Raw genomic sequence first — 17,702 nt, 5'->3', positions numbered from 1 at the left:
GTTGCAACAACACTCGATTTTCGTAGTAGAATAATGGTCTTGCCGGTTTAGCTCAGTTGGTAGAGCAGCGCACTTGTAATGCGAAGGTCAACAGTTCGAATCCGTTAACCGGCACCACGTATTTATGCAGCAATGCTGCAGCAAAAAGGCCCTCAGAAATGAGGGCCTTTTTGCTGGGCGTGATCGGCTAAAAAATGCCTGACCACCGTTTTATGGTGCATTGAAAAACGCTATGCACCACCAGCAGGGGCTTGATTCAAGAAAACGCGCGCTTTCTTGGGTGTTAACAACAACTTGTCGCCTTCTTTCAGGTTAAGCGCCCGAAATCGCTCTTCGGTCAGACTGGCCTCGATTAACGGGTCGTAGCCGATCGTCTGCTGGTGCTCCAAGGGCCAAAGCTCCAGACGCGCAACCGGGCCCACCACAATAGCTCGTTGTAGCTCGACCACGATGCCGTTATCGGCGCCGGCTTGCGTGTAGCGTGTCACCTCAAAATCGTGAGGACGTACAAAAGCCATGGCATCTGCATGCTCGGCGTGTTCAAGCTCAGGCGCCGCAATGCGGGCCCCGCCAAGTTGCATCGAACCCTTATGGGTCTGCCCGCGGAAAAGGTTAACATTGCCCAAGAAGCCGTAAACGAACGGGCTAGCGGGGTGATCCCAAACCTCTTGCGGGGACCCTACTTGCTCGATAACGCCCGAGTTCATCAAGACAACGCGGTCTGCAACCTCAAGCGCCTCTTCCTGATCGTGCGTAACAAATATACTGGTCACGTGCAGCTCGTCGTGCAATCGCCGCAGCCAACGCCGCAACTCCTTGCGGACCTTGGCATCAAGCGCGCCAAAAGGCTCGTCCAGAAGCAAGACTTTCGGCTCTACAGCTAGCGCGCGTGCCAACGCTATACGCTGGCGCTGGCCGCCAGACAGCTGGGTAGGATAGCGATCGGCAAGCCAGTCAAGCTGCACTAACTTTAATAAATCGAGCACTTTCTTCTTGATAGCCGATTCGCTTGGGCGCACCGAGCGTGGCTTGACCCGAAGCCCAAAAGCCACGTTCTCAAAGACAGTCATATGCCGGAACAGCGCGTAATGCTGAAACACAAAGCCCACATTACGATCTTTAACGTGCAAATTAGTCGCGTTTTCACCGCCAAACGAAATAGTACCGGCATCGGCGGACTCCAACCCCGCGATAATCCGCAGTAACGTGGTTTTGCCGCACCCCGAAGGGCCAAGCAAGGCCAACAACTCGCCAGACTCGATGTCCAGGTTAACGTCGCGAAGGGCTTGGAACGACCCAAAACGTTTACTTAAGTGACGTATCTCAATACTCATAATCATTCCCGAGGTAATTCGGCCAGCGCCTTCATTTCGCGCTCCATTCGCCAATGCGCAACCGTCTTGATAACAAGGGTTACCAGCGCCAGCAAGGCCAACAATGACGCGACTGCGAACGCCGCAACTGACTCATATTCGTTGTAGAGAATTTCAACTTGCAGGGGCATAGTGTTCGTCTGGCCACGAATATGACCTGACACCACAGAGACAGCGCCGAACTCACCCATTGCACGGGCATTACACAGAATGACCCCGTAAATAAGCCCCCATTTGACATTCGGTAGCGTGACGTACCAGAACGTTTGCCAACCCGATGCTCCCAATACGACAGCGGCCTGCTCTTCATCGTTGCCCTGCGCCTGCATCAGCGGAATCAGCTCGCGCGCAATGAAGGGGAACGTCACAAAAATAGTGGCCAAAATAATCCCTGGCACCGCGAATATGATTTTGATGTCATGCTCGGCTAACCATGGGCCCAGCCAGCCCTGCGCACCGAAAACCAGCACATAAATCAACCCTGCCACTACCGGCGACACTGAAAAGGGCAGATCCACCAAGGTGATCAAAAACGACTTGCCTTTAAACTCGTATTTCGCGATTGCCCAGGCCGCAGCCACACCGAAAACCAAATTCAGGGGCACCGCGACCATGGCCGTGATTAAAGTCAGTCGAATTGCCGCCCATGCATCTGGATGTGTCACCGCTTGCCAGTATGCTTCCCAGCCTTTGCGCAGCGCTTCTGTAAACACTGCCGCCAACGGCAAAACAAGAAACAACACCATGAAGCCAAGCGCAACAGAGAGCAGTAGCAAACGTACCCATTTGGGCTCGCTAATTGGGCCTGGGATAGCACCCGACATCCTTGAACTCATAATGATGCTCCCAAACGCCTTCTTTTCCAGGCTTGCAAGCCATTGATCAACAGCAGCATAAGAAACGAAATTAGCAACATGACGCATGCCACCGCGGTCGCTCCGGCGTAGTCGTACTGTTCGAGTTTTCCGATAATGATGAGCGGCGTAATTTCAGACACCATCGGGACATTACCCGCAATAAAAATCACGGATCCGTACTCTCCAATGGATCGGGCAAAAGCAAGGGCAAACCCCGTCAGCAACGCGGGCATGACCGTCGGCAAAATAACTTTGAGAAAAGTTTGCAGCCGGTTCGCCCCCAGACAAAACGCAACCTCTTCCAGCTCGCGCTCCATTTCTTCAAGAACCGGTTGAACTGTACGTACGACAAACGGCAAACCAATAAATACAAGCGCAATCACAATCCCTTTAGGGTTGAAAGCCAGCTCAATACCCAATGGCGCCAAATACTGGCCTAACCAACCGTTATTTGCCAAAACTGCCGTTAACGCAATGCCTGCCACTGCTGTAGGCAGCGCAAACGGCAAGTCAACCAGCGCATCAACAATCCGCTTTCCTGGGAAGGAATAACGCACCAGCACCCACGCCACCAAAAAGCCGAACACCATATTGATGGCGGCCGCCAGTAGTGAGGCACCGAACGTCAGCCGATAAGACGCCACAACCCTGGGTGAGCTCACCGCCTCCCAGAATTGAGGCCACGACAATGACAGCGTTTTGAACACCAGAGCACTCAGCGGAATGAGCACGATCAGGCAAAGGTAAAACAAGGCGTAGCCCAGCGTCAGATTGAAGCCGGGCAGAACACGTTTGAGAGACATCGCTTACTTACCGACGGTGTATAGTTTGTCGAAAAGACCGCCGTCGTTGAAGTGCACTTTCTGGGCTTCGGTCAACGACCCAAAGTACTCTTCAACCGTAAACAGCTTCAATGGCTTGAATGTCTCGGCATGCTTCTGCAAGACGCTTTCCAACCGAGGACGGATACCGTGCTTCGCCGCAATTTCTTGCCCCGAAGGGGTGTACAAGAACTCCAGGTAAGCACGCGCTTGATCCGCCGAGCCTTTTTTTGCAACGGTACGCTCGACCACAGCCACTGGATTCTCGGCGACGATACTCGCCGACGGATGAATGGCTTGAACTTTGCCTTTGCCAAATTCGCGCTCAACAGATACCACTTCTGACTCGAACGTAATCAGCACATCGCCAATATTACGTTGCAGGAAAATGCCGGTTGCATCACGCCCGCCTCGGGCCAGTACGGGCACATTCTTATACAAATTAGCAACGAACTGCTGCGCTTGTTCTGGTGTACCGCCTTTGTTCAAGACGCTCCCCCACGCTGCCAGGTAGGCCAAGCGCCCGTTACCTCCGGTTTTGGGGTTAACCACGACAACCTGCACCCCAGGCTTCACCAAATCATCCCAATCCTTGATCCCTTTCGGGTTGCCCTCACGGACCAGAAATAACATTGTGGATGTGGTCGGCGCAGCATTGTTCGGGAATTTCTGGCGCCAGTCTTGAGCCACAATGCCCTTACTGGCCAAGAAGTCCACATCGGTCGTCGTGTTCATGGTGACCACGTCGGCCTCTAGGCCCTCGGCTACCGCGCGCGCCTGCGCTGAAGAGCCGGCGTGTGACTGCTGGACTTCGATATCTTTACCCGTGGCTTGCTTGTAATGCTCGACAAAAGCAGCGTTGAGATCTTTATAAAACTCTCGTGCAACATCGTAAGAAACATTCAACAATGTGGTTTCAGCCGCCTGGCCCGGGACTGCAAACATAACAGCGGAAGCTGCGACCACTGCGCTCAAAAATGCCTTCATAAACTTACTCACTATTAATGGTGTGGATACATAGGCATTCTGTCGGTCTTTTCAAATAATCAAAACGACTAATAAAAAATGTATTAATAACCCCTGCTTATTCTTACTGATGACACGCACCAAGAAACAAGGCCCCAAAGGGCCTCGCTTTTTGGTGCTGTAGATGACGTGACGCAGGCACTTTGCCAGGCGCCATTCCGTTTGAAAGCCTTACTTTTTGCTGTAAATCTGATCAAACGTTCCACCGTCCACAAAGTGTGTCTGAGTGGCCTGTTCCCAACCACCAAAGGCATCGTCGATAGTGAATAAGGGGATGTCAGGAAACTGAGACAAGTACTTCTTTTGAGCCGCCTCCGAGCGAGGTCGATAGAAGTTCTTGCCGGCAATATCCTGACCGATATCTGTGTACAAGAAGTTCAGATAGGCGGTCGCCACCTCGCGCGTCCCTTTCCTGTCAACATTCTTATCTACGACCGTCACGGGGGGTTCGGCAAGAATGCTGATACTTGGATAAACAATGTCAAATTGCTTGCCAAACTCTTTTTCAAGCAAGTAGGCTTCGTTCTCCCACGAAATGAACACATCGCCCTGATTGCGTTGCGAGAAGGTGATCGATGCCCCCCTGGCGCCGGTATCGAGCACAGGTACATTTTTGTAAAGCTTCTCGATAAATTTTTGTGCGGCTTCGTCACCGCCATACTTACGCTTGGCAAACTCCCATGCAGCAAGGTAGTTCCAGCGAGCACCACCAGACGTTTTCGGATTCGGAGTAATCACCTTAACGTCCTCACGCACCAGGTCGTCCCAGTCCTTGATGTTCTTTGGATTACCCGCTCGAACCACCAGTACGATGGTTGAGGTATAAGGCGACGAATTTTGCGGCAGGCGCGACTGCCAATTCTTAGGAATGAGTTCGCCGTTCTTATTCAGCGCGTCAATGTCCTGTGCCAGGGCCAATGTGGCCACATCGGCATCAAGCCCGTCAATGATAGATCGCGCCTGCTTGCCCGAGCCGCCGTGCGATTGTTGAATCGTCACTGTTTGACCGGTCTTGTCTTTCCAGTGCTTGGCAAAAGCGGCATTGAATTCGCTATAAAGCTCCCGGGTCGGATCATAAGAAACATTCAGTAGTGAAACATCCTGAGCCTGAACCTGTGCCGCAAAAGACAAGCCAAGTAAGGTCGCCGTTAAAAAAGACCGAGTTTTATGAAACATATAAAGCATCGAAGAGATCCTTGTTTTGTTGATAACAAGCCTCATCATCAATGAAAAGAATTTCAGCAAGAACTAATAATTTCTCTTATCTTTATTACCGCCTGATCCAACGCACGGCTGCTTCAGTCTCATTCCAAGTCAGCCCAATCGCGGCGCAACCTCAGTACTCAGGGCCGGTTTATCCCTTAACCCACAGCATTTGTTTAAATAAAAACGCCAACCCAAAAAGGCTGGCGTTTTTGTTCTTCAAGCGGTGGTTGCGTTTACTCGCTAAGCTCTACCAAACGCTCCTGCAGCTTGGGGTCGGCTTGTGCGGCCTGGTTGATGGCTAAAAACTTTTCAACCGTCAAACCCTCGTCTTGCACGGCACCCATCATTTTCTCATCGGCCTCTTTGACCACAGCATCACGTTCTTCGGCGGACGCTGTCGCCTGAACCTTGGGGGCGTACTCTTGGGTCAATACTGATACCTTTTCCGCAGCCGCCACAAATTTTTGCAGATCGGTTTGCGAATAACTTGTCGTCGCCTCGGTCGGCGGGCTTGCGGCTGCCGCCTGTGCCGACGCAGCCAGCGGCACTAAAGCCAGCGCGGAAGAGATTGCGGTAATGGACAGGAATTGAGTGACTTTACGATGCATCCGTTCTCCTGGGAGTTGATAAAGCAACGCGCTTGCACACGTTAAGTTCACCCTAACACGCACCGTAAAGCCATCACAACCCAATGTCGCAATACTTCGCCTAACGTAACATCGCCACACATTTCAAGTGCCAACGTGCCCGTAATACGCCGTTAGACGTAACGATCAGCCCAATGGCACAGCAGGTATCGTGCCTGTCGGAGGCAAAGCCACCCCGGGCACCGTCAGCCTTACCCCCAACCCACCCAAATCCGATGCGTAGGCCTCGGCGGTGCCGCCATAGGCTGTAGCCATATCGCGCACTATCGACAACCCAAGGCCGCTGCCTGGAACACGCTCATCCAGGCGAACACCGCGCTCGAACGCAGCTTCGCGCCGGGCCTCGGGCAAGCCTGGTCCATCGTCTTCCACGCACAGCACCAGCATCGTATCAGCGCCTTGCGGCATAAGCCGCGCCGTGACGCGGATATTGCGACTGGCCCATTTGCAAGCGTTATCCATGATGTTGCCCAACATCTCTTGCAAATCTTGCGACTCACCACGAAACGCAACACCGGGCGCAATGTCATCAAGACTAATTTGCAAGCCGCGTTCGGCGTAAAGCTTGGACAGCACCCGCACCAAGCCGTGCACCACCGGCGATACCTCGGTACGCAGGCCGGGCGTACGTACCGCCGCCGCTGCGCGTGCGCGCGCCAGGTGATGATCGACATGACGGCGCGCAACCCCCACCTGCTCGGCAACCAGGCGACCAAACTCGGAAGACTCTTGTGCCGATGCATTGGCCAGCACCGACAGTGGTGTTTTAAGCGCATGCGCGAGGTTGCCTGCCTGTGTACGTGCACGCTGCACAATCTGATGGTTGTTTTGCAACACCTGGTTAAAGCTATCGACAAGCGGCTGCACCTCGGAGGGGAAATCCCCGTCGATTTGCGTTTTAGTGCCGTCTCGCACAGCACGAAGACGACCACGCAACATCGCCAACGGGCGCAAGCCCACAACAACCTGCATGACTGCGGCCATGGCCAAACCTAAGGCCAGCACGCCCAACGACACAGCCAGCATGATCCGAAACTGCCGAAGCGGGCGATCAAGCACCGCCTGATCAACGGCCACAATCAACCGATACCGGGCGTCGCCTTCCGGCGGCGCAACGACGCGGATCAGGGCGAGCATGTCGCCCATATCAGCGCCGCCATCAAACGCCGCCAGGCCGCTGGAGGGGTCGATCGACAGGCGCGCCGGCACATGCAGGGTTTGATCCCAAAGCGAACGGGAATGAAAGACGGCAATGTCTGACGGCAAGACAGACGCGGCTGACGACCGGGCCGAAGCCAATCGATCGACCTGCCAGTACAAGCCCGATAAAGGTTGCAGCAAACGCGGGTCGGTAGGCTCGAAAGTCAGTGCGGCATCGCCCTGCTCATTCGCCGACAAGCCCGCAACCAACTGATTCATGTGAACGGCGAGCTCGGACGCCAATTGGCGCGCTGCATGCTGACGAAACAGGTCGGACAGCACCCAGCCCGCCACAAGCACCGAAACCATTACCCAGACCAGGGTGCCCACCAGCAAGCGGGTACGCAATGAGTGGCGCAAGCCACGCAGCACCTGACGCATCAGGCCGCATCCCGCATTCGATAGCCTAATCCACGAACCGTTTCGATCGCACCGTCGGGCAGTTTCTTACGCAATCTACCAATAAAGACGTCAATCGTATTTGAGTCGCGGTCAAAATCTTGCGCGTAAATATGTTCAACCAGCTCTGTGCGAGAAACCACCTGGCCTGCGTGCTGCATCAAAATAGCCAACACCTTGTATTCGTGCGCCGTCAACGTTAAAGGCTGACCATCGACAGTCACGCGCGCTGCGCGAGTGTCCAACGTAATGGCGCCGCAAGTCCAGCGTGCCGTGGCGTGATTGCCACTACGACGAATCAAGGCACGTAAGCGCGCCAGCAGTTCTTCCATATGAAACGGCTTGGTCAGGTAATCGTCGGCCCCGGCATCGATACCACTGACTTTTTCATCCCAGTTACCACGCGCGGTCAGAATAAGCACCGGCATCAAACGCCGAGATGCACGCCACTGACGCAGCACCGTGAGCCCGTCCATGAGTGGCAGTCCCAGGTCAAGCACTACTACGTCGTAGTCCTCGACATCACCCTTGTAGTGAGCGTCGACGCCATCCGCCGCAGTATCCACGACATAACCCGCCCCAAGCAAGGCCTGCTGCAACTGCCCTGATAAAACGGGATCGTCTTCAACCACTAACGCACGCATCAGTCAGCTCCCTTGCGTTCGATACCACGACCTTTTACCCGGATGATTTCACCTGTTTGGGCGTCAATTTTTAATTTAATGATGTTGCCGGCCGACTGTAGTAGTTTGATTTCATACAGGTAGAGGCCGTCATCCTCTTCAAATTCGATTTCGACCGGGTCGCCGGGATACTGGCTTTCGACTTTATCAAGAACCACACGCAGCGGCAGCACTTTGCCAGCAAGCAACGCCTGTCGGGCGCGGTCTTGATCATTGTCGGCACGCCCCACAGAGGGCACTGCTGAAAAAGCCAACAGCCCGCACAGAAATGCAGAAAGCATGGAAATACGCCAGCGACCACGTACCCCGCTTACTGGAAACAAAAAATGCTTTACCTGAAATCTCATGATTGCTTGTCGAAGGGAATGAGCCGGCTACGCGCCCGCCTGCCCTGTGGTTTTAACGCACGAAACATGAACAAAACATGAACGCACTCTTCATGCAACGTTCATGTGCCGACGCGCACAATGCACCCATGCATCTGCAAATACCTCGGATGCAATCCCATTTACAGGAGCTCATCATGCAAAAAACTATTCGCCAATCTGCCTTCATTATCGCACTGAGCAGTGCAGCCCTAGCGGTCAGTGCCATCCCTGCGCACGCCCAAACCGCCCCTGCAACGCCGCCTGCGGCCGCCGCTACGGCCAACCCAGGGCAAGCCCAGTGGTTAAACATCGGGCAAATCCACGACAAACTCACGGCGGCCGGCTACACCGACATTCGTGAAATTGAACGTGAACGTGGTGGCTACGAAGCCAAGGCCCTCGACAAAGAAGGCCGTCAGGTGAAACTGTATATCGACCCCCGTAGCGGCGATGTCATCAACCAACGTACGCGCGACAAACGCAACGACGACTAACCTCAGGGCCTCGGCGGCGCTGGACTAATCCGGCGCACGCTATTACGCTATGTCTACCTACAACTTTCGGAGGATAGACATGGGTATCATCACCATGATTGTGGTTGGTTTCATTGTGGGCCTTATCGCCCGCGCCATCATGCCCGGCGACCAAAAACTGGGCATTGTCATGACTATCATCCTGGGTATTGCGGGGTCAATTGTCGCCGGTTATTTAGGCGCGGCATTAGGCTTTTACACCGCAGGCCAGGGCGCCGGCTGGATCGGTTCAATTATCGGCGCCATTATTGTGCTGTTCATTTACGGCATGGTCACTAAAAAAGGCTGAGTCACGCGGGCCTACCCTGACGGTTGTGCCACTGGATGTCGTTTGCGCCAAGTCCAGACGCCAACCTAAACGCTCAACCATCAGGGTCACCAGATACAAACCCAAACCGCTGACCGGGCCACTGCCCGACGCCAGGTCTTGCTTGCCTTGCAAGATATCTTGCGCCACCGGGTTCAACCCCGGCCCCTCATCGCGCACCTCTACAACATCGTTGTGCAAAGCAATGTAAATACGGCGTGCCGTGTGTTGCAAGGCGTTTTGAATCAAATTGCGTAACAACATGCGCACCACGACCGGGTCGGCACAGACTTGCCCGGGACCCGAGGCATTGAATGTCACACGCGAGGCAATCGGGAAGTCAGTTGCTAGGCCTTCGAGCACACCATGAATTTCGGTCGCCAGCGACACGGGCCCGGCAACGTTATCCTCATCATCATCGCTTTTGCGCGCCAAGGCCAGCAACACACGAACATTAGATTGCATCTCGTCGGCTGCCCGCCTGATGCGCCCCAGTGTCGCCTGGTCAGCGGCACTTAGCCCGCCGCGCTGCTCAAGAATGTCGAGAGCGCCGGTAATAATCGCAATAGGCGTTCTGAGCTCATGACTAGCCAGGGCAAGTAATGACTTCTCGCGCCGAACATACGCCTCCAGCTCGGTCACAAAATCGTTGAACGCCCCTGCAATCGTTTGCAGCTCGGCGTCTTGCCAATGGCCCGGCAATCGGTCGATGGAGGGCCCGACCGGCAAACGCTGAATTCGCTCGGCCAGTTCGCTCAACGGCTGAACGACACGACGGGCCCCCAGTACAGACAACACGACCACCAGCAGCCCAACCAACACGCCTACAACAAGAATGGCCATGCGAAACAGCCACTCTCGTTCCTCGAAGTGCGTGATGTCTCGGGCGAGGTATAGGGTCCCCCCGGAGACCGTTGAAACGCTGACCAGATAGGTGCGATCGTCACGAGAGATCTCGCCCATAAAACCGAGTGACAACCCTTCGAAAATAGCGGGCAATACGTCAGCGTCGCTGCCAATATGGCCTTGCTCTGCCGGACGGTAAACCCGGGTTATACCGGGCCCTTGGAAGAGCAACGGCCTTGATGCATCAAACCCCTGAGCCAAAAAAAACTCACGCTCTTGCGCAAGCTCAACGCGCAACATGGTGTCTTCCAGGTCTTCATTAACGAGCGTCGTGCTTACAAACATGGCCACCAGCGAGATCAGACCGACCACGGCAATCACCCGGTATATCCGGTACGAAATCGACCTCATGCCTGCGCCTCTTCGGGCGATAACAACCGATAGCCCCGGCCATGCATGGTTTTGATCAAAGTATGGCCGGTGTGGTCTTGCAAGGCCTTGCGCAACGCATACACATGCGTACGCACCGTGTGCCGGTCGACTTCGCGCTCCCCCCATACCGTATCAACAATGCGGTCATACGAAACGAAATCGGGGTAGGCCCGAATCAACATCTCGAAAAGGCGGGCCCCAATGCCCGATAGCGCCAGATCAGAATGCCCCACCAAAGACACCGTCAGGCGCCCGGGGTCAAAGCCAATGCCTGGAATATGAACGACGCTTGTGCGTGACGGTAAACGGCGGCGCCCCAGCGCGTCGACCCGCAGCTTCAACTCTTTCAAATTGAAGGGTTTGACCAAATAGTCATCGGCGCCGGCGCCAAAACCAGCTTCTTTGTCGGGCAACTGATCTTTGGCGGTCATGAAAATAACGGGTGTCTGGCACCCCAGGTCTTCGCGCAACCGCCGGCAAATATCAAAACCCGAAACACCCGGCAGCATGACATCGAGCACAATCACGTCATATGACTGAGTAGCCACCAGGTGCAAAGCCGTCAAACCATCGGGCGCAAAATCCAGCACATAGTGCCGATCGTGGCCAAAATACTCGAACAAGTTCTCGGCCAGGGGCCGGTTGTCTTCAACAATAAGCAACCGCAGGGGCGTATCGTTCATTTGATCAGCGACTCGGCTTGGCCTACAGAGCTTGGCCCCGAAGCAATCTGGTTGTCAGAATGACTTTGATGATACATGAGGACGAACCGCCGGCTCTCGAGCACGGGCACCGCCCCTACATCGCCCAAGCTCGCCGCGTTTTCTTTCGAGATCGCAAACCACAAGGCCTCGCCAGTGGCCAGCAGGGCCAGCAAGGTGTCTTGAGACACGCGTCGCGCAGTATTGCGAGAATAAAATCGTGCTGAAAACGGCAGATCATCGACGTAAAGCAAAGGTGTTGATAAATCGCCGTGATGTTGCGCATACGACACCAGATACTTCTCGGTTTTCAGCAGGGATGGATTCATCACCATAACGCTCACAAATACGGCCAGCGCCAGTGGTGCCGCCACCGCGGCATAGGGGGCAAGCCTTACCCAGGTGGCGGGCTGCTGCCGATACAAACATACCAACCCCCAAGCCAGTAATACACTAAATCCGCACAGCGCCGGCAACAGATATGTCCACAGGATATTGCCCGAGAAGGTGAAAAACAAGGGTGTAAATAAGGCCCAGCCCAGAAAATAAAGGGTCCGACGGTCGCGACAACCCGCGAAAAGTGCAGCACGCCCACGCGCTGACACTGACACCCACAGCAGCAAGGCCAGGGCCAAAATACCCCAAGGAAAAGACGCCTGCAGCCAATACACCCAAATAGTGCCGCGTGGAGCGCGGTGTGCGGTGCCATACAAATCGCCTGCCCAGCCAGGATCCAGAAACCGGCGCACATGTTCGCCAACCAGAAAATAATCCAGGAACCCGGGGGTTTTAAGCTCGGCCAGCACATACCATGGCACGACCAACACCAACACCAGCGCGGTGCCTGTCTTCCACGGCAACGATTTCAACGAGGTCCGAAAAGATCGATCGAACAAAAATGCAGGTGCCACTGCCCCGCCGACCAAAACCACAGCCAGCGGCCCTTTGGCCAACAAGCCAACGGCAAGCCCGATAAAAAATGCATAGCGCCAGAACACCCCGGAAGCGCGCGACGCCATCAATGCCCCCGTCATGCACAGCACCGTACCCAAAGCCAGAAACGGGTCGGTCAGCACGGCACCCGAAGCAATAAACACCAACGCGCAAGAAGCGTAAATCAGCACGACCAGGCGCGCCGTCGATATGTCGTAGACCTGACGGACGCAAGAGTACAGGGCGCCCAACGCCGCCAACGTTACCAGCCACGAGGGAAACCGCGCGGCAAAGTCCGTCACACCGAATACGCGAAAGGATGCGGCCTGCGCCCAAAATGAAAGAGGCGGTTTACCCCAGAATGGCGTCCCAGGTTCGAACCAGGGCGTGATCCAGTCACCTGACTCGGCCATTAGCCGGGCAATCTCGGCATAGCGTGGCTCGGAAGTATCGGCAAGCGGTAATAGGCTCATCCCGATCAGCGGCAGCATCAACACCGCCAGCAACAATAAGATATAGCGCCGATCAGGCCGCATGACCGCGCTCCTCGAGCGTACGAACCCCGGCAGAGCGACTGGCCTGACGACGCTCGACAACGTCCCTGACAAGATACAGCGGGCGTTGCTTGGCTTCGAAATATGTTTTACCCACGTACTCGCCCAGCAAGCCGACCGACACCAACTGCACGCCGCCAAGCAGCGTCATAACGGCAATCAATGACGGATAGCCTTGCACAACCTCTCCCAACACAAGCGTTTTGGCAATGATCCAGCCCCCGAACAATACGCCGATCAGGGCCGTCAACAAGCCAAGCACCATGGCAATGCGCAACGGAGCCACCGAAAAAGAGGTGATGCCCTCGAAGGCCAGGCGCAGCAACCCAGGGTAATCCCACTTGGTCTGCCCCGCCGCCCGCGGCGCGCGGTCATATAACAATACCGTCGTGGGCAAACCAATCCAGGCAAACAAGCCCTTCATGTAACGATTGCGCTCCGGCAACTGTGCCAAGGCGTCAACAGCTTTACGACTCATCAGGCGAAAGTCGCCTGTGTCTTCAGGAATATCGACCGCACTGACACGGTTGAGCAAACGGTAGAACAAATGCGCACTGAATTTCTTGGCAGCTGTTTCGCCAGCCCGCGTACGACGCGTCATGGCAACGACGTCTGCACCGGCTTGCCAGGCCTCGATCATTTGCGGAATGAGCTCGGGCGGGTCTTGCAAATCGGCATCCAGAACAATAACCGCATCGCCTTTGGCGTGGGCTATACCCGCAGTAAGGGCAGCCTCCTTGCCAAAATTGCGGCTAAGTCGAACGGCGCGCACATGCGGCACCCGTGCGGCGAGGTCAGCCATATCGATATCGCTACCGTCACGACTGCCATCGTCAACCAGCACAATCTCATACCGAAGCGGCAACCCTGACAAGACCGCCGTCAAGCGCGCGTGCAACAAGGGAAGTACTGCGCGTTCGTTGTATACGGGTACCACGACCGACAAAAGCGGTTGCGCCGCCGGTTTGAAACGCAGGTGCATTGAAGCATTCATGAGCAGACTCACCGAAATATCAAAAGAGCCCCTACGTTAAGGGCCGGCGCGACAATAAACCGTCAAAGAAAAGTCAAGAAAACGTCAATATCGGCAATTTCCCGGAACCAGTAACCAGAAAGGCCCCAAATGCCGGTGCGAGCCCGTAAATGTGCTTGTTTGCATCAGATGATTGCATTATGCTTCTAAGGCTGAACATAGTGCCGGGCAAAATTCTTTGGCGCCGGACCCCGCACCACTCTTATCGCAGGATACCGTCCATGACCAACCCTCATAACGAAGCCACAGAATCCGTCAGCACCGACGAAACTCAAGCCATTCAGGTGTCGTCAACTAGTGTCGACCTCGACCCGGCCAACGCTCAAGCCGAACAAGTCATCAAACGTTACGTCAAATGGGCTGCAGCAGCGGCCATCGTTCCGGTCCCGGTGCTTGATCTGGCCGCCCTGGCTACAGTACAAGTCAAAATGATCAAAGGCATTGCCCAATGCTACGGCGCAACCGCCAACGAAACCTCGCTCAAGCCCATTGTGGCGTCATTGCTGGGTACGCTCGGTGCCGCCGGCATCAGCGGCGGGCTGGTAGGCTCGTCTGCCAAAATCGTCCCTGTCACAGGCACCATTCTGGGCAGCATCGGTTTTGCCGCCTTTGGCTCGGCAGCCACCTATGCTTTGGGTCGTGTGTTTAGCTCACATTTCGCTTCGGGCGGCACGCTCGAAAACTTCAGTGCCAGCGCCGCCACAAGCCGCCTGAAAGCCGAGTACAAAAAAGCCCGCGCCGAGTAACCCCGTTATGCTGCCGTTTTCCGTCCTGGCCTATGTGTTGCTCTCGTTGCTGGTGGGCTTCATCGGGCGCAACAGCCGTGTGGGGTTTGCGGGTGCGTTCGTACTCTCGCTTCTGCTCACACCGGTTGTCATGGGGTTGGCCTATCTTATCGCCGAACCGCGTAAAACATGACCTTGCCCTTCACATCTTTCGGCACCGTCAATGGCCAAGCCTCCTGATACCCAAAGCACCGGGGAATTCCTTCTAGGGCTGCTGGGCCGCTCAAAAAAAAGGGGCAGCCAAGCCCCTTTTTCTTTGCTGTCGTTCATTAAAGCCGGCACCCAAAATGGTGCCCGGGGGTTCTTGCTGGCCTATGCCATTTTGTCGGCAGCGGCAGGCACCGGTATTTTGGTATTGCTCAATACCGAATCGGAACTGCTGGAGCAGCACGGCTACTCCACGCTAATTGCCGTTTTCTTCATTGTGCTGCTGCTGGTGTACCGGTTTTCGCAACGGCTGCTGGTTGCCAAAACCGCCGCCCAAATCGAACAAGCCCTGCATGCAAAACGGCAACGCATTTTGGGCAAAACCCTTAATTTGTCGCTGCGCGATCTCGAGAACCTGGGCGGCAACCGGGTCATCAATGGCATTTCAGCATCATACGAGTCGCTCTCGCAGGCGGTCGTACCGCTAGTCGCCGGCGTCGAGGGGCTGGTCATGCTGGTCTTCATGTATGCCTACTTGCTGGTGTTGTCGCCGGCAGCAGGCCTGCTTACGGCCGTCGTAGCGGGTCTGTCGGTATTGGGGTACCTGGCGCTCAACAAGCACCTGGACAACACCCTTAAAGAAACCGAAGAAGACAGCCAACGGTTTCGCGACTACGCCAACGCGGTAGTACAAGGCAGCAAAGAACTGCGTCTGAACCCCGCCCGACGCGCCGGCCTGGAACAAGACATGGTCGATACCTCTGCCGCGTTAGCGTCCAGCCGCTCAACCAGTGCGCACATCCTGGCCCAGATCCTTACCACCGGCACCTCGGTATCCTATCTTTTGGCCGGTAGTGTCGTTTTTTTATTGCCCTTGCTGGCCGACATCCCCGGCGAAGATATTTCCCGCATTGTCATGGCGGTATTGTTTCTTATTGGGCCGGTCGGCTCATTGGCCAATAGCATCCAGCACTACGCCATTGCCCGCTTTGCCATGGGCAACATTAACCGTTTCGAAAGCCAGATCGACAATTGCCACCCCGCAGCCACAACCGAACATGACGCGGACGCGGGCGAATTCACCGGCCTGACGCTTAAAAATGTCAGCTACGAGCACCGTGTCCCGGAAGGCGCAGGCTCAGGGTTTCAGATCAATGACATCAGTCTCGACGTCAAACCCGGAGAAATCCTGTTTATCACGGGCGGCAATGGCTCCGGCAAAACTACCGTGCTGCGCGTGCTCACAGGGCTTTACCCGCGCGACACCGGCATTATGGCGGCTCAAGGTACCGACATCGCGGCAAACCCGCCACAGTGGTATCGCAATCTATTTGCCGGCGTCTTCGCCGACTACCATGTGTTCACCCGGCCCTATGGGCTCGACGAAACCGGGCGCAACATACTGGCGCAATGGCTTGAGCGCCTGGGCATTAACGACAAAATACAGTGGCCCGCAGACCAGATACACGCAGATGCGCTGTCTACAGGGCAACGAAAACGCCTGGCGCTCGCGCTGGCCCTTGCCGAGCAACGCCCTGTGCTGGTGCTCGACGAATGGGCAGCCGACCAGGACCCGGCCACGCGCAAAATGTTCTACACGAAAATTCTGCCCGAATTGAAAGCGCAAGGTAAAACCATTATCTGCATTACCCACGACGACAACTACTTTGATTGCGCCGACCGGCGCTTCCATATGTCTGAAGGGAAAATGACCCAGGTAGAAGCCCCATGAATGTAAAGCTCCGACACCTTCTGCGCCGGCTGGCATCGACCCTGATCTTCCTGCTTCTGGTCGTCATTTTTCTCGTTATTGTCTTGTGGGACTCAGTAGTGCAGACCACCCCGGTCGGGCATGCCAGCGTGCTTTGGCATCGTTTTCCCATCGGGGGCCAAAGCTCGGTTGGGCCGCTGCGTGAAGGCATGCATTTCATTCAGCCCTGGGATCGCTTCTACACCTACGACCTGCGCCTGCAAACCAAAGACGAAGACTTCCAGGTCGTGTCCAAAGACGGTTTGCATTTCAATATTTCGCTCACGATTCGGTGGAGAATCATTCGGCACAATCTGGTGATACTTAACCAGACCATGGGCCCTAACTATGTCGAAAAGCTACTTGTACCCAAAGTCGGCTGGGCAGCGCGCCGGGTAGTAGCCAATTACTCGGCCGAGGCTCTGTTTACCAGCAAACGCACCGAAGTCCAAGAGCAACTCTATGAGCTCATCACCGAGGGCTCGCCCAAAAACGGCATTGCGGGCGACTCGCCCGACATGCGCGACGACGAAGATGTCGTCGAGCTCACCGATGTCCTCATCCGCAATGTAGAGTTGCCGCCGCAGATCAAACGCGCCATCGAAAACAAACTCGAACAGGCCCAGATCGTGGAGGAGTATCGCTTCATTGTCCAGCGGGAAACCCTCGAATCGCAACGTAAAGAAATCGAGGCCGAAGGCATTCGAAAATTTCAGGAAACCATCGCCCCAGCTATATCAGACAGCTACCTGAAGTGGCGCGGCATTGAAGCCAGCCTTGAACTGGCCAAATCACCTAACAGCAAAATCGTGATTTTCGGCAACAGCGAAAGCGGACTACCCGTAATTTTCGATGCTACCGATAAGGGGCAGTCGCCTGTAACGGTCAACACACCGCCGAAGACCGATGCACACCCTGCCAAAGCGGCCTCAGACATCCTCCCCACCAAGGGGGCCGAGCAACCTGCAGGTACGGTGACCACGAGCAATCAGCCAATGTATCCGAACCTTGCCGAAGGCATGCCGCCCACCCCCGAGGCCATGCGCGGCTACAAAGACGACGGCCCCAATCACCGCAACCCTGCCGCCCGATCACGATAAC

The 17,702-nt window shown here is 55.5% G+C and carries 19 protein-coding genes and 1 tRNA gene; 7 read left to right on the top strand and 13 right to left on the bottom strand.

Annotated elements, in window-relative coordinates; all coding sequences use genetic code 11:
• Positions 1 to 41 precede the first annotated feature (41 nt).
• Positions 42 to 117, top strand: a tRNA-Thr gene (locus PuT2_RS10125).
• A gap of 113 nt (positions 118 to 230) precedes the next feature.
• On the opposite strand, the gene PuT2_RS10120 is transcribed toward PuT2_RS10125, so the two are convergent.
• The 9 genes from PuT2_RS10120 to PuT2_RS10080 all read right to left on the bottom strand — a co-directional run bounded on the left by PuT2_RS10120 (position 231) and on the right by PuT2_RS10080 (position 8,493).
• Positions 231 to 1,334 carry a sulfate/molybdate ABC transporter ATP-binding protein gene (locus tag PuT2_RS10120; protein ID WP_093971016.1) on the bottom strand — a complete coding sequence of 368 codons (1,104 nt, stop codon included), beginning with the start codon at positions 1,332 to 1,334 and terminating at the stop codon, positions 231 to 233.
• A 2-nt stretch (positions 1,335 to 1,336) separates the two neighbouring features.
• Complete coding sequence (cysW, locus tag PuT2_RS10115; protein ID WP_093970931.1) at positions 1,337 to 2,209, bottom strand: sulfate ABC transporter permease subunit CysW; 873 nt, start codon at positions 2,207 to 2,209, stop codon at positions 1,337 to 1,339.
• A complete protein-coding gene (gene cysT / locus PuT2_RS10110; RefSeq protein WP_093970930.1) occupies positions 2,206 to 3,033 on the bottom strand; it encodes a sulfate ABC transporter permease subunit CysT in 828 nt (275 codons plus the stop codon). Before cysT ends, cysW begins: the two co-directional genes overlap by 4 nt.
• Before the next feature lie 3 nt (positions 3,034 to 3,036).
• The gene (locus PuT2_RS10105; RefSeq protein ID WP_093970929.1) at positions 3,037 to 4,038 is read right to left on the bottom strand and encodes a sulfate ABC transporter substrate-binding protein; all 1,002 of its coding nucleotides are present in this window, start codon (positions 4,036 to 4,038) and stop codon (positions 3,037 to 3,039) included.
• A gap of 210 nt (positions 4,039 to 4,248) precedes the next feature.
• A complete protein-coding gene (locus PuT2_RS10100) occupies positions 4,249 to 5,262 on the bottom strand; it encodes a sulfate ABC transporter substrate-binding protein (RefSeq protein ID WP_093970928.1) in 1,014 nt (337 codons plus the stop codon).
• A gap of 254 nt (positions 5,263 to 5,516) precedes the next feature.
• Positions 5,517 to 5,891: a DUF4168 domain-containing protein gene (locus PuT2_RS10095; protein ID WP_093970927.1), complete on the bottom strand. Its 375-nt coding sequence runs from the start codon at positions 5,889 to 5,891 to the stop codon at positions 5,517 to 5,519.
• 165 nt (positions 5,892 to 6,056) lie between these two features.
• Complete coding sequence (locus PuT2_RS10090; RefSeq protein ID WP_093970926.1) at positions 6,057 to 7,511, bottom strand: sensor histidine kinase; 1,455 nt, start codon at positions 7,509 to 7,511, stop codon at positions 6,057 to 6,059.
• Positions 7,511 to 8,173, bottom strand: coding sequence for a response regulator transcription factor (locus tag PuT2_RS10085; RefSeq protein ID WP_093970925.1), 663 nt, complete (start codon positions 8,171 to 8,173; stop codon positions 7,511 to 7,513). The genes PuT2_RS10090 and PuT2_RS10085 overlap by 1 nt, the downstream gene beginning before the upstream one ends.
• Positions 8,173 to 8,493, bottom strand: a complete 321-nt coding sequence (locus tag PuT2_RS10080; protein WP_093970924.1) for a PepSY domain-containing protein — start codon at positions 8,491 to 8,493, stop codon at positions 8,173 to 8,175. The genes PuT2_RS10085 and PuT2_RS10080 overlap by 1 nt, the downstream gene beginning before the upstream one ends.
• Positions 8,494 to 8,735: 242 nt before the next feature.
• On the opposite strand from PuT2_RS10080, the gene PuT2_RS10075 reads away from it, so the two are divergent.
• Together PuT2_RS10075 and PuT2_RS10070 are read left to right on the top strand one after the other, a co-directional pair.
• Positions 8,736 to 9,074, top strand: a complete 339-nt coding sequence (locus PuT2_RS10075) for a PepSY domain-containing protein (protein WP_093970923.1) — start codon at positions 8,736 to 8,738, stop codon at positions 9,072 to 9,074.
• A gap of 79 nt (positions 9,075 to 9,153) precedes the next feature.
• Positions 9,154 to 9,402 carry a GlsB/YeaQ/YmgE family stress response membrane protein gene (locus PuT2_RS10070; protein WP_093970922.1) on the top strand — a complete coding sequence of 83 codons (249 nt, stop codon included), beginning with the start codon at positions 9,154 to 9,156 and terminating at the stop codon, positions 9,400 to 9,402.
• Here PuT2_RS10070 and PuT2_RS10065 read toward each other — a convergent pair.
• From PuT2_RS10065 to PuT2_RS10050, 4 genes are read right to left on the bottom strand one after another with little or no spacing between them, the layout of a single operon-like run.
• Complete coding sequence (locus tag PuT2_RS10065) at positions 9,343 to 10,677, bottom strand: HAMP domain-containing sensor histidine kinase (RefSeq protein WP_093970921.1); 1,335 nt, start codon at positions 10,675 to 10,677, stop codon at positions 9,343 to 9,345. The genes PuT2_RS10070 and PuT2_RS10065 overlap by 60 nt on opposite strands.
• The gene (locus PuT2_RS10060) at positions 10,674 to 11,381 is read right to left on the bottom strand and encodes a response regulator transcription factor (protein WP_093970920.1); all 708 of its coding nucleotides are present in this window, start codon (positions 11,379 to 11,381) and stop codon (positions 10,674 to 10,676) included. The genes PuT2_RS10065 and PuT2_RS10060 overlap by 4 nt, the downstream gene beginning before the upstream one ends.
• Positions 11,378 to 12,868: a glycosyltransferase family 39 protein gene (locus PuT2_RS10055; protein ID WP_093970919.1), complete on the bottom strand. Its 1,491-nt coding sequence runs from the start codon at positions 12,866 to 12,868 to the stop codon at positions 11,378 to 11,380. The genes PuT2_RS10060 and PuT2_RS10055 overlap by 4 nt, the downstream gene beginning before the upstream one ends.
• A complete protein-coding gene (locus PuT2_RS10050; RefSeq protein WP_093970918.1) occupies positions 12,858 to 13,880 on the bottom strand; it encodes a glycosyltransferase family 2 protein in 1,023 nt (340 codons plus the stop codon). Before PuT2_RS10050 ends, PuT2_RS10055 begins: the two co-directional genes overlap by 11 nt.
• A gap of 260 nt (positions 13,881 to 14,140) precedes the next feature.
• On the opposite strand from PuT2_RS10050, the gene PuT2_RS10045 reads away from it, so the two are divergent.
• The 4 genes from PuT2_RS10045 to PuT2_RS10035 are packed head-to-tail and all read left to right on the top strand — an operon-like array spanning position 14,141 to position 17,701.
• Positions 14,141 to 14,665, top strand: coding sequence for a YcjF family protein (locus PuT2_RS10045; protein WP_158214033.1), 525 nt, complete (start codon positions 14,141 to 14,143; stop codon positions 14,663 to 14,665).
• Between the two features lie 7 nt (positions 14,666 to 14,672).
• Positions 14,673 to 14,837 carry a hypothetical protein gene (locus tag PuT2_RS15910; protein ID WP_173862536.1) on the top strand — a complete coding sequence of 55 codons (165 nt, stop codon included), beginning with the start codon at positions 14,673 to 14,675 and terminating at the stop codon, positions 14,835 to 14,837.
• A 30-nt stretch (positions 14,838 to 14,867) separates the two neighbouring features.
• Positions 14,868 to 16,583, top strand: coding sequence for a cyclic peptide export ABC transporter (locus tag PuT2_RS10040; protein ID WP_093970916.1), 1,716 nt, complete (start codon positions 14,868 to 14,870; stop codon positions 16,581 to 16,583).
• Positions 16,580 to 17,701: a prohibitin family protein gene (locus tag PuT2_RS10035; protein WP_093970915.1), complete on the top strand. Its 1,122-nt coding sequence runs from the start codon at positions 16,580 to 16,582 to the stop codon at positions 17,699 to 17,701. Before PuT2_RS10040 ends, PuT2_RS10035 begins: the two co-directional genes overlap by 4 nt.
• The last annotated feature ends 1 nt before the right edge of the window (position 17,702 follow it).

It is taken from the genome of Pusillimonas sp. T2 (genome assembly GCF_002236805.1).
Lineage (GTDB): Bacteria > Pseudomonadota > Gammaproteobacteria > Burkholderiales > Burkholderiaceae_B > Neopusillimonas.
The sequence above is the reverse complement of the archived record's forward strand: the minus strand, read 5'-3'. Positions and strand labels throughout refer to the sequence as shown.

Coding starts and splice junctions, on each gene's coding strand:
- PuT2_RS10055 (WP_093970919.1), bottom strand. CDS start 12,868: ATGCGGCCTGATCGGCGCTATATCTTATTGTTGCTGGCGGTGTTGATG.
- PuT2_RS10050 (WP_093970918.1), bottom strand. CDS start 13,880: ATGAATGCTTCAATGCACCTGCGTTTCAAACCGGCGGCGCAACCGCTT.
- PuT2_RS10035 (WP_093970915.1), top strand. CDS start 16,580: ATGAATGTAAAGCTCCGACACCTTCTGCGCCGGCTGGCATCGACCCTG.
- PuT2_RS10060 (WP_093970920.1), bottom strand. CDS start 11,381: ATGAACGATACGCCCCTGCGGTTGCTTATTGTTGAAGACAACCGGCCC.
- PuT2_RS10070 (WP_093970922.1), top strand. CDS start 9,154: ATGGGTATCATCACCATGATTGTGGTTGGTTTCATTGTGGGCCTTATC.
- PuT2_RS10075 (WP_093970923.1), top strand. CDS start 8,736: ATGCAAAAAACTATTCGCCAATCTGCCTTCATTATCGCACTGAGCAGT.
- PuT2_RS10090 (WP_093970926.1), bottom strand. CDS start 7,511: ATGCGTCAGGTGCTGCGTGGCTTGCGCCACTCATTGCGTACCCGCTTG.
- PuT2_RS10065 (WP_093970921.1), bottom strand. CDS start 10,677: ATGAGGTCGATTTCGTACCGGATATACCGGGTGATTGCCGTGGTCGGT.
- PuT2_RS10095 (WP_093970927.1), bottom strand. CDS start 5,891: ATGCATCGTAAAGTCACTCAATTCCTGTCCATTACCGCAATCTCTTCC.
- PuT2_RS10120 (WP_093971016.1), bottom strand. CDS start 1,334: ATGAGTATTGAGATACGTCACTTAAGTAAACGTTTTGGGTCGTTCCAA.
- PuT2_RS10100 (WP_093970928.1), bottom strand. CDS start 5,262: ATGCTTTATATGTTTCATAAAACTCGGTCTTTTTTAACGGCGACCTTA.
- cysT (WP_093970930.1), bottom strand. CDS start 3,033: ATGTCTCTCAAACGTGTTCTGCCCGGCTTCAATCTGACGCTGGGCTAC.
- PuT2_RS10045 (WP_158214033.1), top strand. CDS start 14,141: ATGACCAACCCTCATAACGAAGCCACAGAATCCGTCAGCACCGACGAA.
- PuT2_RS10105 (WP_093970929.1), bottom strand. CDS start 4,038: ATGAAGGCATTTTTGAGCGCAGTGGTCGCAGCTTCCGCTGTTATGTTT.
- PuT2_RS10040 (WP_093970916.1), top strand. CDS start 14,868: ATGGCCAAGCCTCCTGATACCCAAAGCACCGGGGAATTCCTTCTAGGG.
- cysW (WP_093970931.1), bottom strand. CDS start 2,209: ATGAGTTCAAGGATGTCGGGTGCTATCCCAGGCCCAATTAGCGAGCCC.
- PuT2_RS10080 (WP_093970924.1), bottom strand. CDS start 8,493: ATGCTTTCTGCATTTCTGTGCGGGCTGTTGGCTTTTTCAGCAGTGCCC.
- PuT2_RS10085 (WP_093970925.1), bottom strand. CDS start 8,173: ATGCGTGCGTTAGTGGTTGAAGACGATCCCGTTTTATCAGGGCAGTTG.
- PuT2_RS15910 (WP_173862536.1), top strand. CDS start 14,673: ATGCTGCCGTTTTCCGTCCTGGCCTATGTGTTGCTCTCGTTGCTGGTG.